Here is an 18,570-nt window from a genome sequence, read left to right as displayed (position 1 = left end):
GGGGTCAGGCTCGCAGCTCGAAGGTCGTGGCGCCCACCTTGATGGGGGTGCCGAGGGCGAGGGCGACGGGACCGCCGGTCACGCGCTGGCCGGCGACGAAGGTGCCGTTGGTCGAGTCGAGGTCCTGGATGGCCCAGCTGTCGCCGCGCAGCATCAGACGTGCGTGGTGACTGGACGTGTAGTCGTCGCGGATCACGAGGGCGGATTCGCTGGAGCGTCCGATCGTCAACGTCTCGTTGCCGAGGGGGAGCTCGAGCCCCGCCTTCGGACCGGAGGTGATGACGAGCCGCTTGGCCGTCGCGACCGTGGCGGGACCGGTGCTGGGCTTCGACGACGCGGGGCGCGAGGCCGGGGCGGATGCGGGCGACTGCGTCGGAGCGGGAGTCGCCGCGGCGACCTCGGCCGGGAGCTTGCGGACCTTCATGCCGAACAGATCGGCGCGCAGCGAGTAGACGACGCCGAACACGAAGAACCACAGCAGCAGCAGGAAGCCCACGCGCAGCAGCAGCAGGACGAGTTCACTGGGTGTGCTCACGAGATGGCCCCGAACGCGCGGGTCGCGTCGTCGTCGCGCGGCCGGGGCGGGCGCGACGGGGTGGCGACGGGAACGATGCGGAACACCAGGTCGGTGCGTCCGATGGTCAGGGTGGTGTCGGAGGGGAGGGCGGCTTCGCGCACCTTCTGGCCGTCGACCTTGGTGCCGTTCGTCGAGCCGAGATCGCGCATCATGGCGCGCTCTCCGTCCCAGAGGACCTCGACGTGCTTACGGCTGGATCCGGCGTCGGCGATCGTGATGTCGGCATCCGTTCCGCGGCCGATGACGGTGCGTGCGCGGGTGAGCGAGTGGCGACGGCCGTCGACGTCGATCACGGCCTGCCACTCGACGCGCCCCTCGACGGTTCCTGAGCTGACGTTGACCGTGCCGGTCGCGATCTTGTCGTCACCCTCGAGCGAGATCGAGAGCGGGCCGGAGAAGCTGTAACCCTGCGACTTCGCGTGCTTGGTGAGAAGCGCGTGCAGTTCGTCGGTGAGGGCTCCACCGAGCCCCTGCATGCGCTCGGCGTCGTCGGTGCTGAGGCGCACGACGAAGTTATTGGGCGCGATGATGCGGTCCCTGCTCACCACAGCCGCTTTGGTGTCCGCTTCGCGCCGAAGGGCGGAAGCGATCTCCACGGGCTGGATGCCGCTGCGGAAGGTCTTCGCGAAGGCGCTGTTCACAGCGCGCTCGAGACCCTTCTCAAAGCTGTCAAGTAGTCCCACTGGGCTCCTCTGGCATGCCGACCGGTAGGCACATCGTAGCGAGGTGTGCTGGGTGAACGCCCTCGCGAGGCGGGAAAACGCCGAGATTCCGGGGGAGTGGGGGAGTGGGATGCGCCGGATGCAGGAGCTCGGCACGTCTGCAGGACCGAAGAACATCCTCTCGTCCGGCATCCGTGCCCGACTCCTGCAGACCGCGGCGACGCCGGTTTCATCGATGGGCGAAACGCGTGATATCTTTGGGAAGTTGAGTTCTTCGGAGCCCGACATACTCGCGCGAGTGGCGGAATGGTAGACGCGCTGGCTTCAGGTGCCAGTGTCCTTATGGACGTGGGGGTTCAAGTCCCCCCTCGCGCACAGCGAGGCCCTGTTCATTTATTCAGGGCCATCTGTTCGTAAATTGAAAGCGCCGGTCAGAGCATGTTTCTGACCGGCGCTTTTCATTCTCGGCAGGCGAAGAGCATAGCGCCGATTCTCCTCAGGTCGCCGTCCGGACTGGCATCCCATGCGGCCGGTCCGCCCGCGCGTCGCCTCGCGTCCTCGGAGGAATACGCGAAGTGGTCCTACCCGTTGGCCTGCGCCGCGCATGGAGGAGAGGTCACGTCCAATCTCTGGGAGAAGAGGCCTCGTACTGATGAGCACTCCCGAACTAGACGCCACCCTGGCGGAACTCCATACCTCCGATCTCGCGGAGGCGCGCGCTTTTCGCGATGCCCAGCAACTGAGCCCCGGAACGCTTACGGAGGTCATTGTCCACGGCGCCTATGAGCATCGCCGTGAGACTTCGGTTGGCTCTGCCGTATCTGCGGCCTAGCTGGCAGACTTCGTCAACGGTTCGCCGTATGTGAACCGCGAGCTGAGCGAAGAGAATCTCCAGAGGATGCTCCCGAAACCCGCGCGGAAGGGGAGACAGACAACGGCTGGAGCAGGTTCTATCTGAACTAGCTCCCCGTAAGAGTTGTCCCACACGAGGCTCGCGTCAGGAGCGATGGACGTTAGCGCGTAGCTCGGGTTCGACTTTGAACCGTCTGTGCAGCCTCTGTACTCCCGTAGTACACGTCGGTTTTAGCGGGGGTCTTTCCTCTTACGGAGCCAGACCGTCACGCCGATACCCACGGCGAGCAGGACAACCAGAACCACCGCGAGAATGAGAAACAGGTCGGGAATAGCCGGCAACAGCGGGTTCGGAGTCATGGGAGAAATCTATCCTCGAACCAGAGAGAACAGTTGTTGGTCACATCGCCATCGCCGCGCCGTGGAGTTGGGCAATAGCGTGCCCAGTCCGTCCGGGACTCCGCACGCTGCAGATGAGCAAGAAAGCGCACCCCTGGACTCCTTCGGGGATCTCACCAGCTTTATCGACGAGTACCGGACTGCCACCGAGGAACTCGCGAGTAGCCTTCCCGAAGGTCACTCGGTACGGGACACGCCTTCAGGAGACTGGGACGAGAACGGACAGTTCGAACCGGGGGCCGGTGAGATGCAGGCGGCGTTCGAGTGGCAGTGTGCATGGCTCGGAGCGTACGTTGCAGCCACCGCCGACGGCGATGTGACGGCGGCGTCGGAAGCGTTGGACAAGCTTGAAGAGTGGACGAAGCTGCCTGAGGTGGCGCCGCACACGGATGACGCGTCGAAGCAGATTTGGGTTGAACAGGTGATCGCCCCGGCGCGGACAGGCGAGGACACCTTCCTCTTAGAATTCGTTAGCGGATGCGAGCAGTGAGCTCGACGCACCGCAGACGCCGCTCGGATGGCCACGCTCGGGATCGGGACCGATGTGCGACCCGGGGGCTAGTACGTCGCACCGACTGGCTCTGCCAGGCGCCACGAGGCAGCATCGAAGTAGGTTGCTGAAGCTCCGTTTCGTCGCACGATGAAATCAGCTCTGATCTGGAGAAACGCGACGGCCGCGGAACTTTCTGAGGCTTAGCGTGGAATTGCGTCGAAGATCCCCTCTCCGATCCCTTGAGCCTCAAGGGATCGGTGAATAAACGAACACGGCCGCAGCGAGCAGTGAATGAGAGACAGGCCCGGTTCCTTCGAGGAAGCCGGGCCTTTCTCATGCATCGGCAGAGGTGTCGGCGGGGCATCAGCCTCGGATCGACCGCCGAGCGGCTTCGAAGCGCACCCAGTCGTGGTCGGATGCCGGCGTCAGCTCCCACTCCTCGACGGGGCCGCTCTCCCATGCCGTCGCTGCCACTGCACCACCGGCATCGGTGAGATCCGTCACCACGGCGGCATCGAGCCGGCCTCCGGCGAGCAGCTTGTCCTGCGACGCCTTCTTCACCCGACCCCACCATTCAGGCTCAGGTGTCGCGGTGAGCACCTCGCCCTTCTTCAGGACGGCGGCGACGGCGTCGGCGCCACTGTCGGCGGAGTCGTCGACGACGAGAACGGGCGGGCGCTTCACGCCCAACGCCGCCATCACCGCCTCGCCGAGGGAGTCGTAGGCGCCGGTGCTCGCACGCCGGCCGTCGAGGGTGTGCTCGATGTGGAAGCTCATGGATGAAGGCTACTCACGGTGTGCGGCCGACGCGCCGAAACTCCTCGCTTATTTTGAATGACTAAAAATAAGATACGGTGGGGAGACGACGTGGTGCCGGGGTTGCAGCCCCGGCACCACTGTCCGTGAGACACCACCATCCCTGACTGAGGAGGCTCGCATGAGTCACGAACACGCCCCAGAGTACCCACGCCAGACGCCCTCCATGGAGAAGTCCCTCGGACGGGAGGGGCGCGAGCGCATCATCCGCCAGGCGCTCGAGCGCATCGACGGGGCGCCCGCGCCGACGGTCGACATGATGCAGGCGGCGATGGGGACGGAGTCACAGATCCGCCTCGTGCACGACGTCATCCGCGCCTACCTCGACGAGCACCGGTTCACCGACACGAAGGACTGGGCTCAGAGCCTTCGCGAACGATCGTCGCGCAGCGATCAGAAGGCGGAGGCGGTCTGAGATGCGAATCGACTCGATCATGCCTCTCTCCCTGTCTGCTTTCGCACAGCACGAGGCCGTCCAGCGCATCACACCCGCCGACCTGCTCGCCACTCCTCCTCGACTGACCGACTCGGGTCGTTTCGTCGGGCGGGTGGACTCGGGTGGTCTCGGCAGCCCGCGCTACTTCGTCGGGGAGTACCGCGACGGGGCGATGCCGAGCGCGCTCGTCCTCGAGTACGGCGCCGCGTCCGCCGGCGACGGGCGAGCGACCCGGGTGTGGAGCCTGGCCGATCGGCGGGGCACCACGCCCGACTACCGCCTCATCCACGACGACTCCTCCCGGGGGTATGTCACGGTGTGAGCGACCGGGCTCACAGCACCCTCGCAGGACTCGCCGCCTCCACGTGTTGGCTCTCTGGCCCCACTCGTGATGGTGTGAGCAGGTGAGATCGCCAGCTTCCCCCACAGCGACGACCAGAACGACGTCACGTCAGGCTCCGAACCCGCGTCTCGACCACGTCGTCGGCGCGGTCGAGTGATCGGCTGGATCAGCGTCGCCGTCGTGGCCGCCCTGGTCGCCGTGGGCGCCATCGCCTACGGGCAGCTGCAGGGCAACGTCACCACGGCGCCCATCCGCTCGGACGACGGTGAGAGCGAGCCCGAGCTCGCGACGGGCGATCTGAACATCCTGCTGCTCGGGTCCGATTCCCGGGCGCTCGAGTCCGAGGGCTTCGGCGAAGACGACGGCACCGAGCGCAGCGACGCGATGGTGATCGCTCACATCTCGAGTGACAACACCCGCATCGACGCCGTGCAGCTTCCGCGCGACACCGTCGGCGACCTGCCGGCGTGCGACGACAACGGGCGCGGGTCGTACGGCGGCGGCTGGGGGATGCTGAACTCGGCACTGCAGTATGGCCCGGCCTGCTCCGTCGCGGCGGTCGAGCAGCTGACCGGTCTCGCGATAGACCACTTCGTGCAGATGGACTTCGAGGGGTTCATCGGCATGGTCGACGCGATGGGCGGCATCGACGTGTGCCTGCCGGAGCCGCTGCAGGACGGGCACGCACGCCTCGACCTGCCCGCCGGCCCCCAGTCGATCAACGGCGACCAGGCACTCGCGCTCGCTCGCACGCGCCATGCGCTCGCTCAGGAGAGCGACATCGCCCGCCTCGGGCACCAGCAGATGGTGCTCTCGGCGATCGTGCAGAAGGCCACCAAGTCCGCCGTGCTCGTGCGCCCCGACCGGCTCTACGCGTTCCTCGATGCCGTGACGTCGTCGATGACCGTCGACCCCGGTCTAGGAGCCCTGACCGATCTCGCCGGCCTCGCCGCGCGGGTCGCGAATGTTCCGCTCAGCAGCGTCACATTCCTCACCATGCCGACGACCGAGGCCCCGGAGGACCCCAATCGCGTCGTGCCGACCGCGGACGCCGACGTCATCTTCCGGGCGCTGATCGACGACGTGCCGATCGTGCTCACCACCGACGAGGTGCAGCCCGAGGCGCCGGTGCGCACCGCGCCCGTGCAGATCCTCAACGGTGCCGGTGTCAGCGGTCTGGCGTCCCGCGTCTCCGATGACGCGACGGGCTACGGATACACCGTCGCCGGCATCGCCAATGCCGACCCGGTCGACCTCACGACCATCACGGCCGCAGACACCCCTGACGCCCAGCAGACGGCGCAGGCGCTCGCCGCAGAGCTCGGCATCCAGGTCGTCGTCCAGGTCGGAGACGTCGACGGCGTGCAGCTGCTGCTCGGCGCCGACTACGAAGCGCTCACCTCGCAGCCCCGCGCCACCCCGGTGCCACCGCGGCCGGTGGATGCGGTGAACCGCAGCGCCGACACCGACCTCTGCGCGGCCTGAGGCGCACCGATCACGCCTCCGTGGCGTGCGCGGTGTACGACGACTTTCCAAATTGGAAAGTGGCCCGGGTCACCGAACAGGACCGGCAGACTGGAGAGGACTCCCTTCCTCTTCGTCAGGAGACGCAATGCCGGAACAGCCTCGCCGAGCCCCCAGCCAAGCCGTGCTCAGCGTGCACCAGGTCGAGCAGGTCAGCCCCGACCTCGTGCGCATCACGGCCGGAGGCGACGGGTACGAGGCCTTCACCGACAACGTCTACACCGACAAGTACGTCAAGATCCTGTTCGCCGATCCTCGCCACGGGCTCACCCCTCCCTACGATCTCGCTCAGCTGCGGGAGCACAGCCCCGAGAAGCTGCCCACTCCGCGCACATACACGGTGCGAGCAGCGGATGCCGAGCGCCAGCGTCTCGTCATCGACTTCGTCGTGCATGGCGATGAGGGTGTCGCCGGGCCGTGGGCTCGACGTGCACAGGTCGGGGACACGCTGGTCGTCAGCGGCGCGGGCGGCGGCTACCTGCCCGAGCCCGGAGCGCCGTGGCATCTGCTCATCGGCGACCACACCGCGCTCCCGGCGATCTCGTCGGCCCTCGAGGCGATGGACTCGGATGCCGTCGGGCACGTCATCCTCACCGTCGCCGACCCCGGCGACCGCATCCTTCCCGATGCTCCATCCGGAGTGGCGGTGCGATGGACCGAGTCCGATGACGAGCTGCTGGCCGTCCTCGCGGAGCTGGCCTGGTCGGACGGGCACCCCGGTGTGTTCGCGCACGGGGAGCGCGGAACCATCAAGGCCGTTCGGGCCCTGCTGAAGCAGCGCGAGGTGCCGAGAGAGTCGTTGTCGATCTCCGCCTACTGGGCGAGAGGCCGCGCGGAAGACCAGTTCCAGGCCGAGAAGCGGGAGCCCATCGGTCAGATCGAGTAGGCGCCGAAGCGCGGTCAGAAGCCCTCGGGATCCCGCGGCGTGTAGGCACCCTCCAGCTCGGCGAGCTCGGCGGCCTCGAGTCGGATGCTGACGGCTGCGACCGCATCGTCGATGTGAACGGCCTTAGTCGCGCCGACGATCGGGGCGGTCACCGCCGACTGCTGCGCGACCCACGCGAGTGCGATCTGCGCCCGGGAGACGCCGCGTCCCTCGGCGACGCGAGCCACCGCATCCACGATCGCCCGATTCGACTCCTCTTCGCGGTGGTAGAGCGTCGCGCCGAAGGCATCGGTCGCCGTGCGCGTGGTCGTCTCATCCCACTCCCGCGTCAGCCTGCCACGCGCCAGCGGCGACCAGGGCAGCACGCCGACGCCCGAGTCGAGGCAGAACGGATGCATCTCCCGCTCCTCCTCGCGCTGCAGCAGGTTGTACTGATCCTGCATCGAGACGAAGCGCGTCCAGCCGTTCTGCGCAGCGACACCCTGGGCCTTGGCGAACTGCCACGCCCACATCGATGATGCGCCGATGTAGCGAGCCTTGCCCGAGCGGACGACGTCGTGCAGCGCCTCCATGGTCTCTTCGATCGGCGTCTCGGGGTCCCACCGGTGGATCTGGTAGAGATCGACATACTCGGTGCCGAGGCGCGTCAAGCTCGCGTCGATGCCCGACAGGATGTGCCCGCGGCTGAGTCCGGCCTGATTCGCGCCCGGGCCCATGCGCCCGTGCACCTTCGTCGCGAGCACGATCTCGTCGCGGCGCGCGAAGTCCTTGAGTGCACGGCCGACGAATTCCTCGCTCGTGCCGTCGGAGTACACGTCGGCGGTGTCGAACGTCGTGATTCCTGCCTCGAGAGCCTGCGCGATCAGCGGGCGGCTCGCTTCCTCATCGAGCGACCATCCGTGTGCGCCGCGGTCCGGTGCGCCGAAGCTCATGCATCCGAGCACCACCTTCGAGATCTTCACTCCGGAACGGCCGAGCCTGACGCTGTCTGCTGTGTCGAGCATCCGAGATCTCCCTCGAGTCGTGGTCTGCGATCGATGCTCTCACGGTCACGCGCGGTGCGGGGTCGTCGCTCACAGGAAGACGCGGAGGTAGTCGCCGATCTTCTCGCCGCTGTCTTCGGGGACGACCTCGACGCTGAGTCGGGCGCGCACGCCGGCGGTCTCGACCTCGATCGGCATCGCCCCGCATCCCATGACCGGCCCGTTCTCGACGCCGTCGATCACCAGGCAGACCCTTCCGAGCCCGCTCTCGTCACTCGCCTCGACGGCGTAGAAAGTGTGCCCTTCGGAGTCCTCGCCGAGCAGGCGCGCCGTGTCGGGGACCACCGTCGCGAGCTGGTCGGACGTGACCGACTCAGGCAGGCGGGCGGATTCGCCGCTGGCGAGAAGGTCGACCGTCGGAGCGTTGACGCAGCCGGCCAGAAGCGCGACCGCCCCGAGCGCGAGAGCCGCGCTCACCAGTGGACGGAGGCGCGAGCGGTTCATGACCACACCATAGGGGCGACCGGGTGTCGACACAATCGAGCAGCCCGCCGAATCGGCTCGGCCTGTGACGTCACCCGTCGGGATCGGGGCGGGAATAATCCTCGCCCTCCGCCGGGCTGTCAACCGCCCTGCGCTCGCCGCGGATCGGACGCATCATGAGAGCTCGGACACCAACCCTGGAGGGCATCATGTCGAACATCGACGCTTTCGCGAACAGCTTCCCGCCGGACATGCCCGGCATCCCCCGAGTCGACGACTTCTCGGACGGCACCTTCCCCACCGATACCGACCAGCCCGAGACCCAGGGCGACGACCCGGTCGACGCCGAGCTGGGCGACGACGGACAGGGTGACCTGGCTCCGGAGGACGAGGGTCTGCAGCACAGCGGCGACGCGCCGACCGACCTGCGGGACGGCACCGAGTGAGCGGCCGCGGCGAGGAGTCCGGTCAGGATCTCGGCGGTGCGGAACCCTCCGAGGAAGGGATCGCCGCGCTGATCGAAGATCGCAACGCGGACGACCCCGACCAGGTCGGAGAGACTCCCGCCGGAAACGCTGGCGCCGACTCGGGCGGTTCCGGTGCGGTGCGCGTCGACCCGTCGTCGGAGTCATCCGTGCAGGACGAGTCCATCCACAACGACGAACCGGGTATCGGAACGCGACGCTCGGGCGACTGACCGTCGCCATCTGTGCGACGACCGCAGTGAAGGAGATCTCTCTCGACGAAGGGTGAGCCGTCGGCATCCGTCCTTCGTACTGCGAGATCTCCTTCCCTGCGTGTGCGCGCAGTCATAGGATGCTGCGGGTGAGCGACCCACTGGATGACGGCCCCTTCTTCCACGGCACCAAGGCAGACCTGCGACCGGGCGACCTGCTGACCGCCGGATATCCATCGAACTACCGGCCCGAGATCGTGATGAACCACATCTACTTCACCGCCGTGGCCGACGGTGCGGGACTCGCCGCCGAGCTCGCGCCGGGTGATCGCGAGCCGCGGGTCTACGAGGTCGAGCCGACCGGGGACTTCGAGAACGACCCGAATGTGACCGACAAGAAGTTCCCCGGCAATCCGACACGTTCCTATCGCAGCGCGGAGCCGCTGAGGGTCGTCCGCGAGGTGCTCGACTGGACCCGCCTCTCGGCCGAGTCGCTCGCCGCATGGCGCGAACGGCTCGCGGCGCTGCACGCCGACGACCGCGCGGAGATCATCAACTGAGCGCCGGCGCGGGGCGTCTCAGTGTCGGACCAACCGCCGGGCGAGCGATCCGAGGACGCGGTCGATGATGACGTAGACGAAGCCGACCGCGACGAGAGCGACCGTGAGGGCGATGATCCACTGAGCGACGCCCGCGACCCCGAGCACGTCGACATCCATGAACGGGTAGGGATACGCCTGTCCTGGTGTGAACTCGCCGCCGAGCGCACCGTAGACGAAAGCCCAGGTCAGATACACGTAGGGGAGCAGTGTCCACAGCAGAGGATCGATCCACCGGAACGATCCCTTCGGCACGAAGACCAGCCAGTCGACGATCACCAGCACGGGCGTGATGATGTGGATCAGGTTGTCGGTGAGTGAGAAGATCTCGGCGTCGCCGTCAGCGAACCTCGAGGGAACGAGCACGATCAGGTAGATCAGCATGGTCACGGTGATCGCGAACATCACCGCTCCACTGCCGCGTGCGCTGGGCGTCGATGTGCCGAACCGTTCGCGCTGACGCAGATCGCCGACCGTGCGGACGAGGAGGAGCACCACCCACGCGAGACACAGGAGGTTGCTGACCATCGTGTAGAACAGCAGGGTCGTCCACGCCGGCTGACCGGTCAGGATGTCCGAGTGCCGGATGACACCGGTGAGGATGATGGCGAGCGCCACGACCCGGTAGACGAGTGCGGCCGGTCGGAAGTTCACCGCGGCGCGGGAGAACAACGGCGTGCGACGGGGCACGGACTCCGGGAGGGCGGAAGCCGTGGACAGGGAGGCGACGGCTTTGGACATCCTTCGAGGCTACGCGTCTTGAGGCGGCGTCAACGCCGATTCAGCGGCGCACCGGGTCGGAGCCGGCGTCGAGGAAGCGCTCGAGGTCGCGCAGAGTCGGTGCGGCCTCCCAGTCGCCGGGAACGAGGCAGGCCATGGCGCCGCAGGCATTCGCCCGGAGCAGGACCGCATCGACCGCCTGGCCGTCGAGCAGGGCGCTCAGATACCCGGCCACGAACGCATCGCCCGCACCGACCGTGTCGACCGGCTCGATCGTGAACCCGGGCGAGTCGACCACCGATCCGGCGGTGAGGACCGAGGCGCCGTCAGGTCCCTGCTTGAGCACGGTCGTCGCGCATCCGGCCTCCCGCAGGCGTTCCGCGGCATCCGCTGCCGAGGTGCCGGGATACAGGATGGCGAACTCCTCGTGGCCGCCGAAGACGATGTCGGCACGTTCCGCGAGTTCGCGCAGCACGGACCCGGCGACATCGGGCGACGCCAGCGCCGACCGGTAATTGATGTCGAAGCTCACGATCGTTTCGGCTGCCCGAGCACGATCGATGGCTGAGTGGACGGCCGCCCGGGCCGTCTCGGACAGCAGCGGAGTGATCCCGGTGATGTGGAGCAGCGACGCGTCCTCGACCCACCCGTCGGGCAGGTCCTCCGGTCGCAGCCGCGATCCGGCTGACGCCGCACGGTAGTAGTGCACCGCGGTGGATGCCGCAGACGGGCGCTCCTTCACCATGAGGCCGGTCGCGGCATCCGGGTCGACGATCGCGCGCACGTCGACGCCATCACCGCGGATCTCTCGGACGATGCGCTCGCCGAGGGAGTCGTCGCCGACGCGGCCCAGCCACGAGGTCGCGACTCCGAGTCGCGCGAGTCCGATCGCGACGTTGCTCTCAGCACCGCCGATGCCGAACGCCAGCGAGTTCGCGTGACGCAGCGAGCCGATCTCGGTCGTGCGCACGAGCGCCATCGTCTCTCCGAGCGTGACGACGGACGGCGACGAGGTGGTCACTCGGCGCTCCGCGCGCAGACGTCGACGAATGACGCGGCGCGCTCCCGCAGTGCATGCAGGTCACCGCCGGCGAACGCGTCGCCGAGCAGCGGCCCGCCGACGCTCACCGCCACCGCACCGGCACGCAGCCACGCCTCGGCCCCGGCGAGATCGACTCCCCCGAGGGCACGGCGACGAGGTCGGGGAAGGGGCCGCGCAGATCCTTCAGGTACGCGGGTCCGACCTGCCCCGCGGGGAACACCTTCACCGCGGATGCTCCGGCAGACCACGAGGCGAACAGCTCGGTCGGCGTGAGTCCGCCCGGGACGATCGGCACACCGGCATCCGTCGCCTGTGTGACGAAGTCGCGCGAGGTGATCGGGGTCACGATGTAGGCCGCCCCCACCTCGATCGCCCGTGCCAGGTCCACGGCGTTCGTGACGGTGCCGATGCCGAGGTCGATCGCGTCGCCGAACCGCGCGAGCAGGTGCGGGAAGTGCTCGAACGTGCCCGGTGTGGTCAGCGTCAGCTCGACGCTGCGGATGCCGGCATCGACGAGCACGTCGAGCACGGCGTCGTAGTCCTCCGCCCGCTTCGCGCGGGCGACGACGATCAGGCGCGAGTCGACCGTGCGCGGGGGGAGGGCGACCCGTCGCACCTCACCAGTCATGGACGGTCCCGTCGAGCAGACGGTTCACCGGCAGGTACGCCTTGGTGTACTCGTGGCCCGCCGCGGCATCCTCGTCGAGGTCCACACCGAGACCGGGCTGGTCGCCGGGGTGCAGGAAGCCCTTGTCGAACGTGAACGAGGTCTGGAACACCTCGAGCGTCTGCTCGTTGTGCGGCATGTACTCCTGGATGCCGAAGTTGTGGATCGCCAGGTCGAGATGCAGTGCCGCGGCCATGCCGACCGGCGAGATGTCGGTCGGCCCGTGGATGCCGGACTTGATGCCGTAGATCGCGGCGAAGTCGAGCAGCTTCTTCATGGCCGTGATGCCACCGGTGTGGGTCACCGCCGAGCGCACGTAGTCGATCAGGCGCTCGGTGATGAGGGTCTGATAGTCGAAGACCGAGTTGAAGACCTCGCCGATCGCGAGCGGCGTGGTCGAGTGCTGACGCACGAGCCGCAGGGCGGTCTGATCTTCGCCGGGGGTGCAGTCCTCGAGCCAGAACAGGTCGTAGGGCTCGATGTCCTTCGCGAAGCGCGCGGCCTCGATCGGCGACATGCGGTGGTGTCCGTCGTGCAGGATGCGGAGGTCGGTGCCGAAGTCCTCCCGGATCTGCGAGAAGATCCCCGGCATGTGGTTGAGGTAGTTGCGGGTGTCCCAGGTCTCTTCGCTGGGGCGATCGCCCGAGCGCTTGGCGGGCTCGTAGTCGTAGCGCACGCCGGGGCCTGCGGCAGAGACGCCGTAGATCTGCCCGAGGCCGGGAACACCGGTCTGCACGCGGACGGCGGTGAAGCCGAGCTCCTCGTATCCGGTGATCGCGTTCTTCAGGGCGGCGTAGTCGGTGCCCGAGGCGTGCGCGTAGACGCGGACGCCCTCGCGGCTGGCGCCGCCGAGAAGCTGGTACAACGGCATCCCGGCCTTCTTCGCCTTGATGTCCCACAGTGCCATGTCGACCGCGGCGATGGCCGCCATGGTGACGGGTCCGCGACGCCAGTAAGGGCCGCGGTAGAGGTACTGCCAGGTGTCTTCGATCCTGTCCTCATCGCGACCGATCAGCATCGAGGCGACGTGGTCGGACAGGTACGAGGCGACGGCGAGCTCGCGGCCGTTCAGAGTGGCGTCGCCCAGGCCGACGATGCCGTCGGAGGTCGTGATCTTGAGCGTGACGAAGTTGCGTCCGGGGCTGGTGATGTTGACGTCGACGATCTCGATGGTCATGTCGTTCTCTCCTGGAGGTGCGGAATGAGGTGTGGGGTGCGGGCGTTCGGGCGCCCGCACCCCTGGTCGTGAAGAGCGGTCCGATCAGATCGCGTCGCGCGGATCGGTGAGGTCGCGACCGGCGACCTCCGGCATCCAGATCGAGGCGATGAGCGCGCACAGCGTGAAGATGAACAGCATGATGATGATCGGGATGAACGAGCCGGTGACGGCCGACACCCACGCGGCGGCGATGACGGGGCCCGCACCGGTCGCGACGATGGCGGCGATCTCGCGTGCCATGGCCGTGAACGTGTAGCGGTTGCGGGATCCGAAGAGCTCGGGGAGCGTGAGGTTCTCGAGCGACGCGAAACTCATCACCGCGAGGTTGTGCAGCACCACGTAGCCGACGAAGACCTGCACGGTGTCCTTGCTGCTGATCATGAGCATGGTCGGGACGATGATGATGAGCGCGATGATCGCCCACACCATGTACATGCGCTTGCGGCCGAAGCGATCGCCGAGCCAGCCCGACAGGGGCACCGTGATGAAGGCGACGAGCGACGAGACGATCACGGCGTTGACGCCGATCGAGCGGTCGAGCAGCAGCACGACGGTGATGTAGCTGATCAGGTAGGTCTGGATCATGCCCGAGTTGCCGGCCTGGCCGAAGCGCAGCAGGAGCGCGATCGAGAACGCCTTCCAGGGCTTGCGGTTCATCGCCTCGAGCGTGCGGATGTCGTTGGTCTCGGTGGCGAGCTTCACGACCTCTTCACGCGAGAGCGCCTTGCCGTCGACGACGTCGTCGCGCTCTTCGAAGACCGGGGTCTCCTTGAGGTTGAAGCGCACCCAGATCGCGAAGAGCATGATGACGGCGCTGGCGATGAACGGGATGCGCCACGCCCAGGCGATGACCTCGTCTTCGCTGTACGCGACGAGCAGGATCGCCCAGATGCCCGAGGCGAGCAGGGTTCCGCAGTTCGTGCCCAGTGCGACGAGCGAGGCGATGATGCCTCGGCGCTTGGCGGGGGCGTACTCGGCGAGCATGACGCCCGCACCCGAGATCTCGGCTCCGGCTCCGAAGCCCTGCGCGATGCGGAGCAGCACGAGGAGGATCGGGGCGAGGACGCCCACCTGCGAGTAGGTCGGAAGGAATCCGATGAGGGTGGTCGCGAGACCCATCAGGAGGATCGTGTAGAAGAGGACCTTCGTGCGACCCGTCTTGTCGCCGAGGCGGGCGAAGAAGAATGCGCCGACCGGGCGGGCGACGTAGCCGACGCCGTAGGTGGCCATCGCGGCGACCACGGCCACGGCGGGGTTCTCGGACGAGAAGAACAGATCGGCGAAGACCAGGGCGGCTGCCAGCGAGTAGAGCTGGTAGTCCATGAACTCGAGGGCCGTGCCGAGCCATCCGGAGATGGCGGCGCGCACGAGGTCGCGCACCGACCTCTTCGCGGCAGGATCGGCGACCGTGGCGGTCGTCTGCGGTTCGGACATGGGAGGTACTCCTTCGGACCAGGATCGGGTGGGGTGCGCGGGGAGCGCGGAGGGTGTTGCTAGAGGGCCAGCAGGACCTTCGCCGAGGCGGACGAGTCGCGAGCGAGTTCGAAGGCCTGGACGGCGTCGGATGCCGGGAGGACGTGCGAGATGACGGAGTCGAGGGCGTCGGACTCGGCCAGCAGCGCGACCGCGTCGTCGATCTCGGTCGAGAAGCGGAAGGCGCCGCGGATGGTGAGCTCCTTGGCGAGCATCGGCGCGAGGTTGACTCCGATGTCGGCGTTCGGCAGCATCCCGACCTGCACGATGGTGCCGACGCGGCGGGCCGCGCGCACCGCCTGGGTGAGGGCCACTCCGACGCCGGAGCATTCGAACACGATGTCGTAGGACTCGTTCTCGATGGTGTCGCGACCGACGAGCGATACCTCGGTCGCGCCGAGGGACGTCGCGCGGTCGAGAGGCTCTTCACGCACGTCGCTCGCGCCGACCACCGCGGCGCCCGCGTGGAGTGCCGCAGCGACGACGAGGAGTCCGATGGGTCCCGCGCCGATCACCAGCACCCGCTTGCCGGTGATGTCTCCGGCGAGGCTCACGGCGTGGATCGCCACGGCCAGCGGCTCGGCGAGGGCTGCGCGCTCGAGCGGAAGGGATGCGGGGAGCACGCGCAGCATGTGGTCTTCGACGATCAGCAGCTCGGATGCCCCGCCCTGGCGGTGGGGGTTCGCGGCGGCGCTGCCGAAGTAGTCGCCGCCGGGACGCAGATGCGGGTGGCCTTCGAGCCCGGGGACCTCGGCGCCGTAGCGCGCGGGGTGCACGGTGACGGGGGTGCCGGGTTCCAGGCGGCCGGAAGGGTCCAGGTCGACGACACCCGACAGCTCATGGCCGGGGGTGAGCGGCTCGCGGATCGTGTACTCGCCGTTCGCTCCGTGGAAGTAGTAGTGCAGGTCGGAGCCGCAGATGCCGACGAAGTTCACGCGGAGGCGGACCTCGCCGTCGCCGGGGGTCGGGACCTCGCGGTCCTCCCAGCGGATGTCTTCCTTGCCGTGGATGGCGAGAGCCTTCATGGCTGCAACTCCTCTGCGCGGGTGAGTGATGGTGTGGTGGTCTGGGATGCCGAGACGGCGTCGGTGATCGCGGCGTCGACGCCGCGTCGCTGGATCGTGTCGACGAGCTCGCCGACGCGCGCGATGAACGCATCCTGTGATCCGAGTCCATCACCGAACAGGTGCAGTTCGCCGATCACGCGCTGTGCCAGCTCCCGACCCGTGCGGGCGCTCGCCGCATAGCAGGCGAGACGCTCTCGGGCGCCGTCGGTCATCGCGGCGGCGTGCAGGCCCGGGTCGAATCCGGGAAGCGGGGCGATGCACGACAGGTATCCGGCGACCGTGAGGGCGATCAGGTGGGGCATCTCGCCGAGCCGCAGCGCCCGCAGCGCGGGCTCCGGGATGCGCTGTCGCAGCTTCACAGAGCCGTCCGTACCGACCTGGCTGGTGCGGTGACCCAGGGCGCTGTTGGCCCAGCGCTCGAACAGCTCGCTCTCGTAGGCGCGGATGTCGACGCCGGACGGAACCTCGATCGAGGGCTCGTACTCGTCACGCAGCACGGCGCGCGCCGCGCTCTCGATGCCGTCAAGCCCGATGGCCTCGGGGATCGTCCCCACTCCGCTGAGCGCGCCGAGGTAGGCGATCAGTGAGTGCGTGCCGTTGAGCAGGCGCACCTTCATCTGCTCGTAGCGTCCGACCTCGTCGGTGAACACGGCACCGCCGGCCTCCCAGGCGGGGCGTCCGCCGGCGAAGCGGTCTTCGATCGCCCACATCGTGAACGGCTCGGCAGGCACCGGGATGTCGTCGCGGGCGCCGAGCAGGGTGTCGACGCGGGTGCGCAGCTCGGAGGTGGTCGCGGGCACGATGCGATCGACCATGCTCGAGGGGAACGACACGGCGCGGTCGAGGAAGGCGAGGGTGTCGGCGCCTTCGGATCCGGGCAGCTCGTGCAGGAACTCTCGGACGAGCTTCTCGGTGTGGGCGCCGTTGGCCGAGAGGTTGTCGCAGCTGAGGATCGAGATCGGCGCTCCACCGGCTGCGGCACGGGCCTGCAGGCCACGGGCGAGCTGGCCGATGGTCGAGCGGGCGGCGCCGCCCCGGAGGTCGGAGCGCACGGTGTCGTCGTCGAGGTCGAGATGCTGCGTGGCGGGGGAGTAGCTGTAGCCGTTCTCGGTGACGGTGAGGGTCACGATGCGGATGCCGGGGTCGGCGATCTGTGCGACGACGCGCTCGGGCTGCTCGGCGCCGACGAAGGCGTCGGCGTGCACACCGGGGATGGTGAGTGACGTGGTGCCCGGGGCGATCGTCGCGACCGTGTAGAGCATGTCCTGAGCGTGCATCGCGTCGACGATGGTGCGCGAACGCGAGGCGACACCGACGATGCCCCAGTCGCCGCCCGCGGACTGCAGCGCGGCTGCCGTGTAGACGGCCTGGTGTGCCCGGTGGAAGCTGCCGAGGCCGAGGTGCAGGATGCCCGGGGCCGTCGGGGCGACCAGCGGGGATGCGGCGGCAGAGGTCGTGCGGCGCAGGGCCGGTGCTGGGATGCTCACGCGGTGGCTCCTTCGCTCGGGGCCGCGCACCGCTGAGGGTGATCGGCGTTGATCGTCATGCAAATCAGTGTGCAGTGTTTGTACAAACTTGTCAAGCAGTTTTACATCGAGGTGGAGGATCGTAGGATTGCCTGCGAGGGCGGGAGAACGACATGGCAGCGACGCTGACGGATGTGGCACGACGCGCAGGCGTGTCCATCGCGACCGCATCGCGTGCTTTCGGGGAGCCCGATCGCCTCGCCCCGAACACCCTCGGCCGCGTGCTCGAAGCGGCGGGGGAGCTCGGTTACGCGGCGTCGCAGTCGGCCACCGCCACGCGCACCTTCGGGGTCGTCGTGCCCGACGTCGCGAACCCCGTCTACGCCACTCTGCTCAAGGCGATCCAGGGGCAGGCATGGCACGGACGCCACCGCATCGTGCTCTTCGACGCCGACGAGGACCTGCGCCGCGAACGCGAGCAGATCGAGCAGGCCCGAAAGCTCGACGGCATGCTGCTGTGCTCACCCCGTCTGCCCGACGCCGACGTGCTCGACCTCGTCGGAGACACCCCCTACGTCGTGGTCAACCGGCAGATCGACGGCGCGCCGTGCGTGCTCATGGACACCGAGCACGGACCTGCGCAGGCGATCGAGCACCTCGCCGCCCTCGGGCACACGCACATCGCCTACGCCGCCGGTCCGCGCGGATCATGGGCCGATGTGCGCCGCGCCGACACCGTCGCGCGAGCGTGCGAGCGCCACGGCATCCGTCTCACCGGGCTCAGCCACCATGCCGCGTCCATTCAGGGCGGACGGGCCGCAGCCGCACCGGCGGCGGCGAGCGGCGCCACGGCCGTCATCGCCTACAACGACCTCGTCGCCCTGGGACTCGAGGCCGGATTGCTCGAGCTGGGCAAGCGGTGCCCCGCGGACATCAGCATCGTCGGCATCGATGACATCGACCTCGCGGGTGCGGTCACCCCGGCGCTCACGACGGTGCGGATGCCGATCGAACGCAGTGGCGCGCTCGCCGTCGACCTGCTCCTTCAGGCGATGAACGGCACCGCGATCGACGACGTCGTGACCCTCGGGTCGCAGCTGATCGTGCGCGCCTCGACCGCTCCGCCGCTTGACGACTCCCGCTGAGTCGCCCACCGTCGCACCGTGTCCGACAGGTGAGTACCGCGG

Annotated in this window: 22 protein-coding genes and 1 tRNA gene; 10 read left to right on the top strand and 13 right to left on the bottom strand. The window is 68.2% G+C overall.

The window, feature by feature from the left end; translation table 11 throughout:
- Nucleotides 1-4: 4 nt before the first annotated feature.
- Nucleotides 5-535, bottom strand: a complete 531-nt coding sequence (locus ACZZZQ_RS07380) for an FHA domain-containing protein FhaB/FipA (protein WP_053098272.1) — start codon at nt 533-535, stop codon at nt 5-7.
- Nucleotides 532-1,260, bottom strand: coding sequence for an FhaA domain-containing protein (locus ACZZZQ_RS07375; RefSeq protein WP_053098273.1), 729 nt, complete (start codon nt 1,258-1,260; stop codon nt 532-534). Before ACZZZQ_RS07375 ends, ACZZZQ_RS07380 begins: the two co-directional genes overlap by 4 nt.
- Before the next feature lie 271 nt (nt 1,261-1,531).
- Here ACZZZQ_RS07375 and ACZZZQ_RS07370 point away from each other — a divergent pair.
- A tRNA-Leu gene (locus tag ACZZZQ_RS07370) sits at nt 1,532-1,614 on the top strand.
- 708 nt (nt 1,615-2,322) lie between these two features.
- On the opposite strand, the gene ACZZZQ_RS07365 is transcribed toward ACZZZQ_RS07370, so the two are convergent.
- Nucleotides 2,323-2,451 (bottom strand): hypothetical protein, encoded by a 129-nt coding sequence (locus ACZZZQ_RS07365; protein WP_372984479.1) that lies wholly within the window; start codon nt 2,449-2,451, stop codon nt 2,323-2,325.
- Here ACZZZQ_RS07365 and ACZZZQ_RS07360 point away from each other — a divergent pair.
- Nucleotides 2,450-2,980 (top strand): hypothetical protein, encoded by a 531-nt coding sequence (locus ACZZZQ_RS07360; RefSeq protein WP_372984478.1) that lies wholly within the window; start codon nt 2,450-2,452, stop codon nt 2,978-2,980. The two genes, ACZZZQ_RS07365 and ACZZZQ_RS07360, sit on opposite strands and share 2 nt — an antisense overlap.
- Nucleotides 2,981-3,346: 366 nt before the next feature.
- Here ACZZZQ_RS07360 and ACZZZQ_RS07355 read toward each other — a convergent pair whose 3' ends face one another.
- Nucleotides 3,347-3,760: a hypothetical protein gene (locus ACZZZQ_RS07355; RefSeq protein ID WP_072590406.1), complete on the bottom strand. Its 414-nt coding sequence runs from the start codon at nt 3,758-3,760 to the stop codon at nt 3,347-3,349.
- A gap of 205 nt (nt 3,761-3,965) precedes the next feature.
- Here ACZZZQ_RS07355 and ACZZZQ_RS07350 point away from each other — a divergent pair, with 205 nt between their 5' ends.
- From ACZZZQ_RS07350 to ACZZZQ_RS07335, 4 genes are all read left to right on the top strand, one after another.
- The gene (locus ACZZZQ_RS07350; RefSeq protein WP_320489364.1) at nt 3,966-4,214 is read left to right on the top strand and encodes a hypothetical protein; all 249 of its coding nucleotides are present in this window, start codon (nt 3,966-3,968) and stop codon (nt 4,212-4,214) included.
- A gap of 19 nt (nt 4,215-4,233) precedes the next feature.
- The gene (locus ACZZZQ_RS07345) at nt 4,234-4,557 is read left to right on the top strand and encodes a hypothetical protein (RefSeq protein ID WP_320489366.1); all 324 of its coding nucleotides are present in this window, start codon (nt 4,234-4,236) and stop codon (nt 4,555-4,557) included.
- A gap of 174 nt (nt 4,558-4,731) precedes the next feature.
- On the top strand, nt 4,732-6,063 hold the full coding sequence (locus ACZZZQ_RS07340) for an LCP family protein (protein ID WP_072590408.1): 1,332 nt from the start codon (nt 4,732-4,734) through the stop codon (nt 6,061-6,063).
- A 127-nt stretch (nt 6,064-6,190) separates the two neighbouring features.
- The gene (locus ACZZZQ_RS07335; RefSeq protein WP_463507257.1) at nt 6,191-6,988 is read left to right on the top strand and encodes a siderophore-interacting protein; all 798 of its coding nucleotides are present in this window, start codon (nt 6,191-6,193) and stop codon (nt 6,986-6,988) included.
- A 14-nt stretch (nt 6,989-7,002) separates the two neighbouring features.
- On the opposite strand, the gene ACZZZQ_RS07330 is transcribed toward ACZZZQ_RS07335, so the two are convergent.
- A complete protein-coding gene (locus tag ACZZZQ_RS07330; RefSeq protein ID WP_463507256.1) occupies nt 7,003-7,992 on the bottom strand; it encodes an aldo/keto reductase in 990 nt (329 codons plus the stop codon).
- Between the two features lie 69 nt (nt 7,993-8,061).
- A complete protein-coding gene (locus ACZZZQ_RS07325; protein ID WP_463507255.1) occupies nt 8,062-8,475 on the bottom strand; it encodes a hypothetical protein in 414 nt (137 codons plus the stop codon).
- 188 nt (nt 8,476-8,663) lie between these two features.
- Here ACZZZQ_RS07325 and ACZZZQ_RS07320 point away from each other — a divergent pair, with 188 nt between their 5' ends.
- From ACZZZQ_RS07320 to arr, 3 genes are all read left to right on the top strand, one after another.
- On the top strand, nt 8,664-8,900 hold the full coding sequence (locus ACZZZQ_RS07320; protein ID WP_053098280.1) for a hypothetical protein: 237 nt from the start codon (nt 8,664-8,666) through the stop codon (nt 8,898-8,900).
- Nucleotides 8,897-9,151, top strand: coding sequence for a hypothetical protein (locus ACZZZQ_RS07315; RefSeq protein ID WP_053098281.1), 255 nt, complete (start codon nt 8,897-8,899; stop codon nt 9,149-9,151). The genes ACZZZQ_RS07320 and ACZZZQ_RS07315 overlap by 4 nt, the downstream gene beginning before the upstream one ends.
- A gap of 128 nt (nt 9,152-9,279) precedes the next feature.
- Complete coding sequence (gene arr / locus ACZZZQ_RS07310; RefSeq protein ID WP_463507254.1) at nt 9,280-9,690, top strand: NAD(+)--rifampin ADP-ribosyltransferase; 411 nt, start codon at nt 9,280-9,282, stop codon at nt 9,688-9,690.
- 18 nt (nt 9,691-9,708) lie between these two features.
- Here arr and ACZZZQ_RS07305 read toward each other — a convergent pair whose 3' ends face one another.
- From ACZZZQ_RS07305 to ACZZZQ_RS07275, 7 genes are all read right to left on the bottom strand, one after another.
- Complete coding sequence (locus ACZZZQ_RS07305; RefSeq protein WP_463507253.1) at nt 9,709-10,470, bottom strand: Pr6Pr family membrane protein; 762 nt, start codon at nt 10,468-10,470, stop codon at nt 9,709-9,711.
- 40 nt (nt 10,471-10,510) lie between these two features.
- Nucleotides 10,511-11,470 (bottom strand): sugar kinase, encoded by a 960-nt coding sequence (locus ACZZZQ_RS07300; RefSeq protein WP_463507252.1) that lies wholly within the window; start codon nt 11,468-11,470, stop codon nt 10,511-10,513.
- Nucleotides 11,471-11,573: 103 nt separating this feature from the next.
- Nucleotides 11,574-12,119 (bottom strand): bifunctional 4-hydroxy-2-oxoglutarate aldolase/2-dehydro-3-deoxy-phosphogluconate aldolase, encoded by a 546-nt coding sequence (locus ACZZZQ_RS07295; RefSeq protein ID WP_463507251.1) that lies wholly within the window; start codon nt 12,117-12,119, stop codon nt 11,574-11,576.
- Nucleotides 12,109-13,335, bottom strand: a complete 1,227-nt coding sequence (manD, locus tag ACZZZQ_RS07290) for a D-mannonate dehydratase ManD (RefSeq protein WP_053098284.1) — start codon at nt 13,333-13,335, stop codon at nt 12,109-12,111. Before manD ends, ACZZZQ_RS07295 begins: the two co-directional genes overlap by 11 nt.
- Before the next feature lie 84 nt (nt 13,336-13,419).
- On the bottom strand, nt 13,420-14,811 hold the full coding sequence (locus ACZZZQ_RS07285) for an MFS transporter (protein ID WP_053098285.1): 1,392 nt from the start codon (nt 14,809-14,811) through the stop codon (nt 13,420-13,422).
- A 59-nt stretch (nt 14,812-14,870) separates the two neighbouring features.
- Complete coding sequence (locus tag ACZZZQ_RS07280; RefSeq protein WP_053098286.1) at nt 14,871-15,875, bottom strand: L-idonate 5-dehydrogenase; 1,005 nt, start codon at nt 15,873-15,875, stop codon at nt 14,871-14,873.
- Complete coding sequence (locus tag ACZZZQ_RS07275; RefSeq protein WP_463507250.1) at nt 15,872-17,404, bottom strand: mannitol dehydrogenase family protein; 1,533 nt, start codon at nt 17,402-17,404, stop codon at nt 15,872-15,874. The genes ACZZZQ_RS07280 and ACZZZQ_RS07275 overlap by 4 nt, the downstream gene beginning before the upstream one ends.
- Before the next feature lie 152 nt (nt 17,405-17,556).
- On the opposite strand from ACZZZQ_RS07275, the gene ACZZZQ_RS07270 reads away from it, so the two are divergent.
- Nucleotides 17,557-18,528, top strand: a complete 972-nt coding sequence (locus tag ACZZZQ_RS07270; protein ID WP_053098288.1) for a LacI family DNA-binding transcriptional regulator — start codon at nt 17,557-17,559, stop codon at nt 18,526-18,528.
- Nucleotides 18,529-18,570 lie beyond the last annotated feature (42 nt).

The organism is Microbacterium sp. AC132, assembly GCF_979258525.1.
The sequence above is the reverse complement of the archived record's forward strand: the minus strand, read 5'-3'. Positions and strand labels throughout refer to the sequence as shown.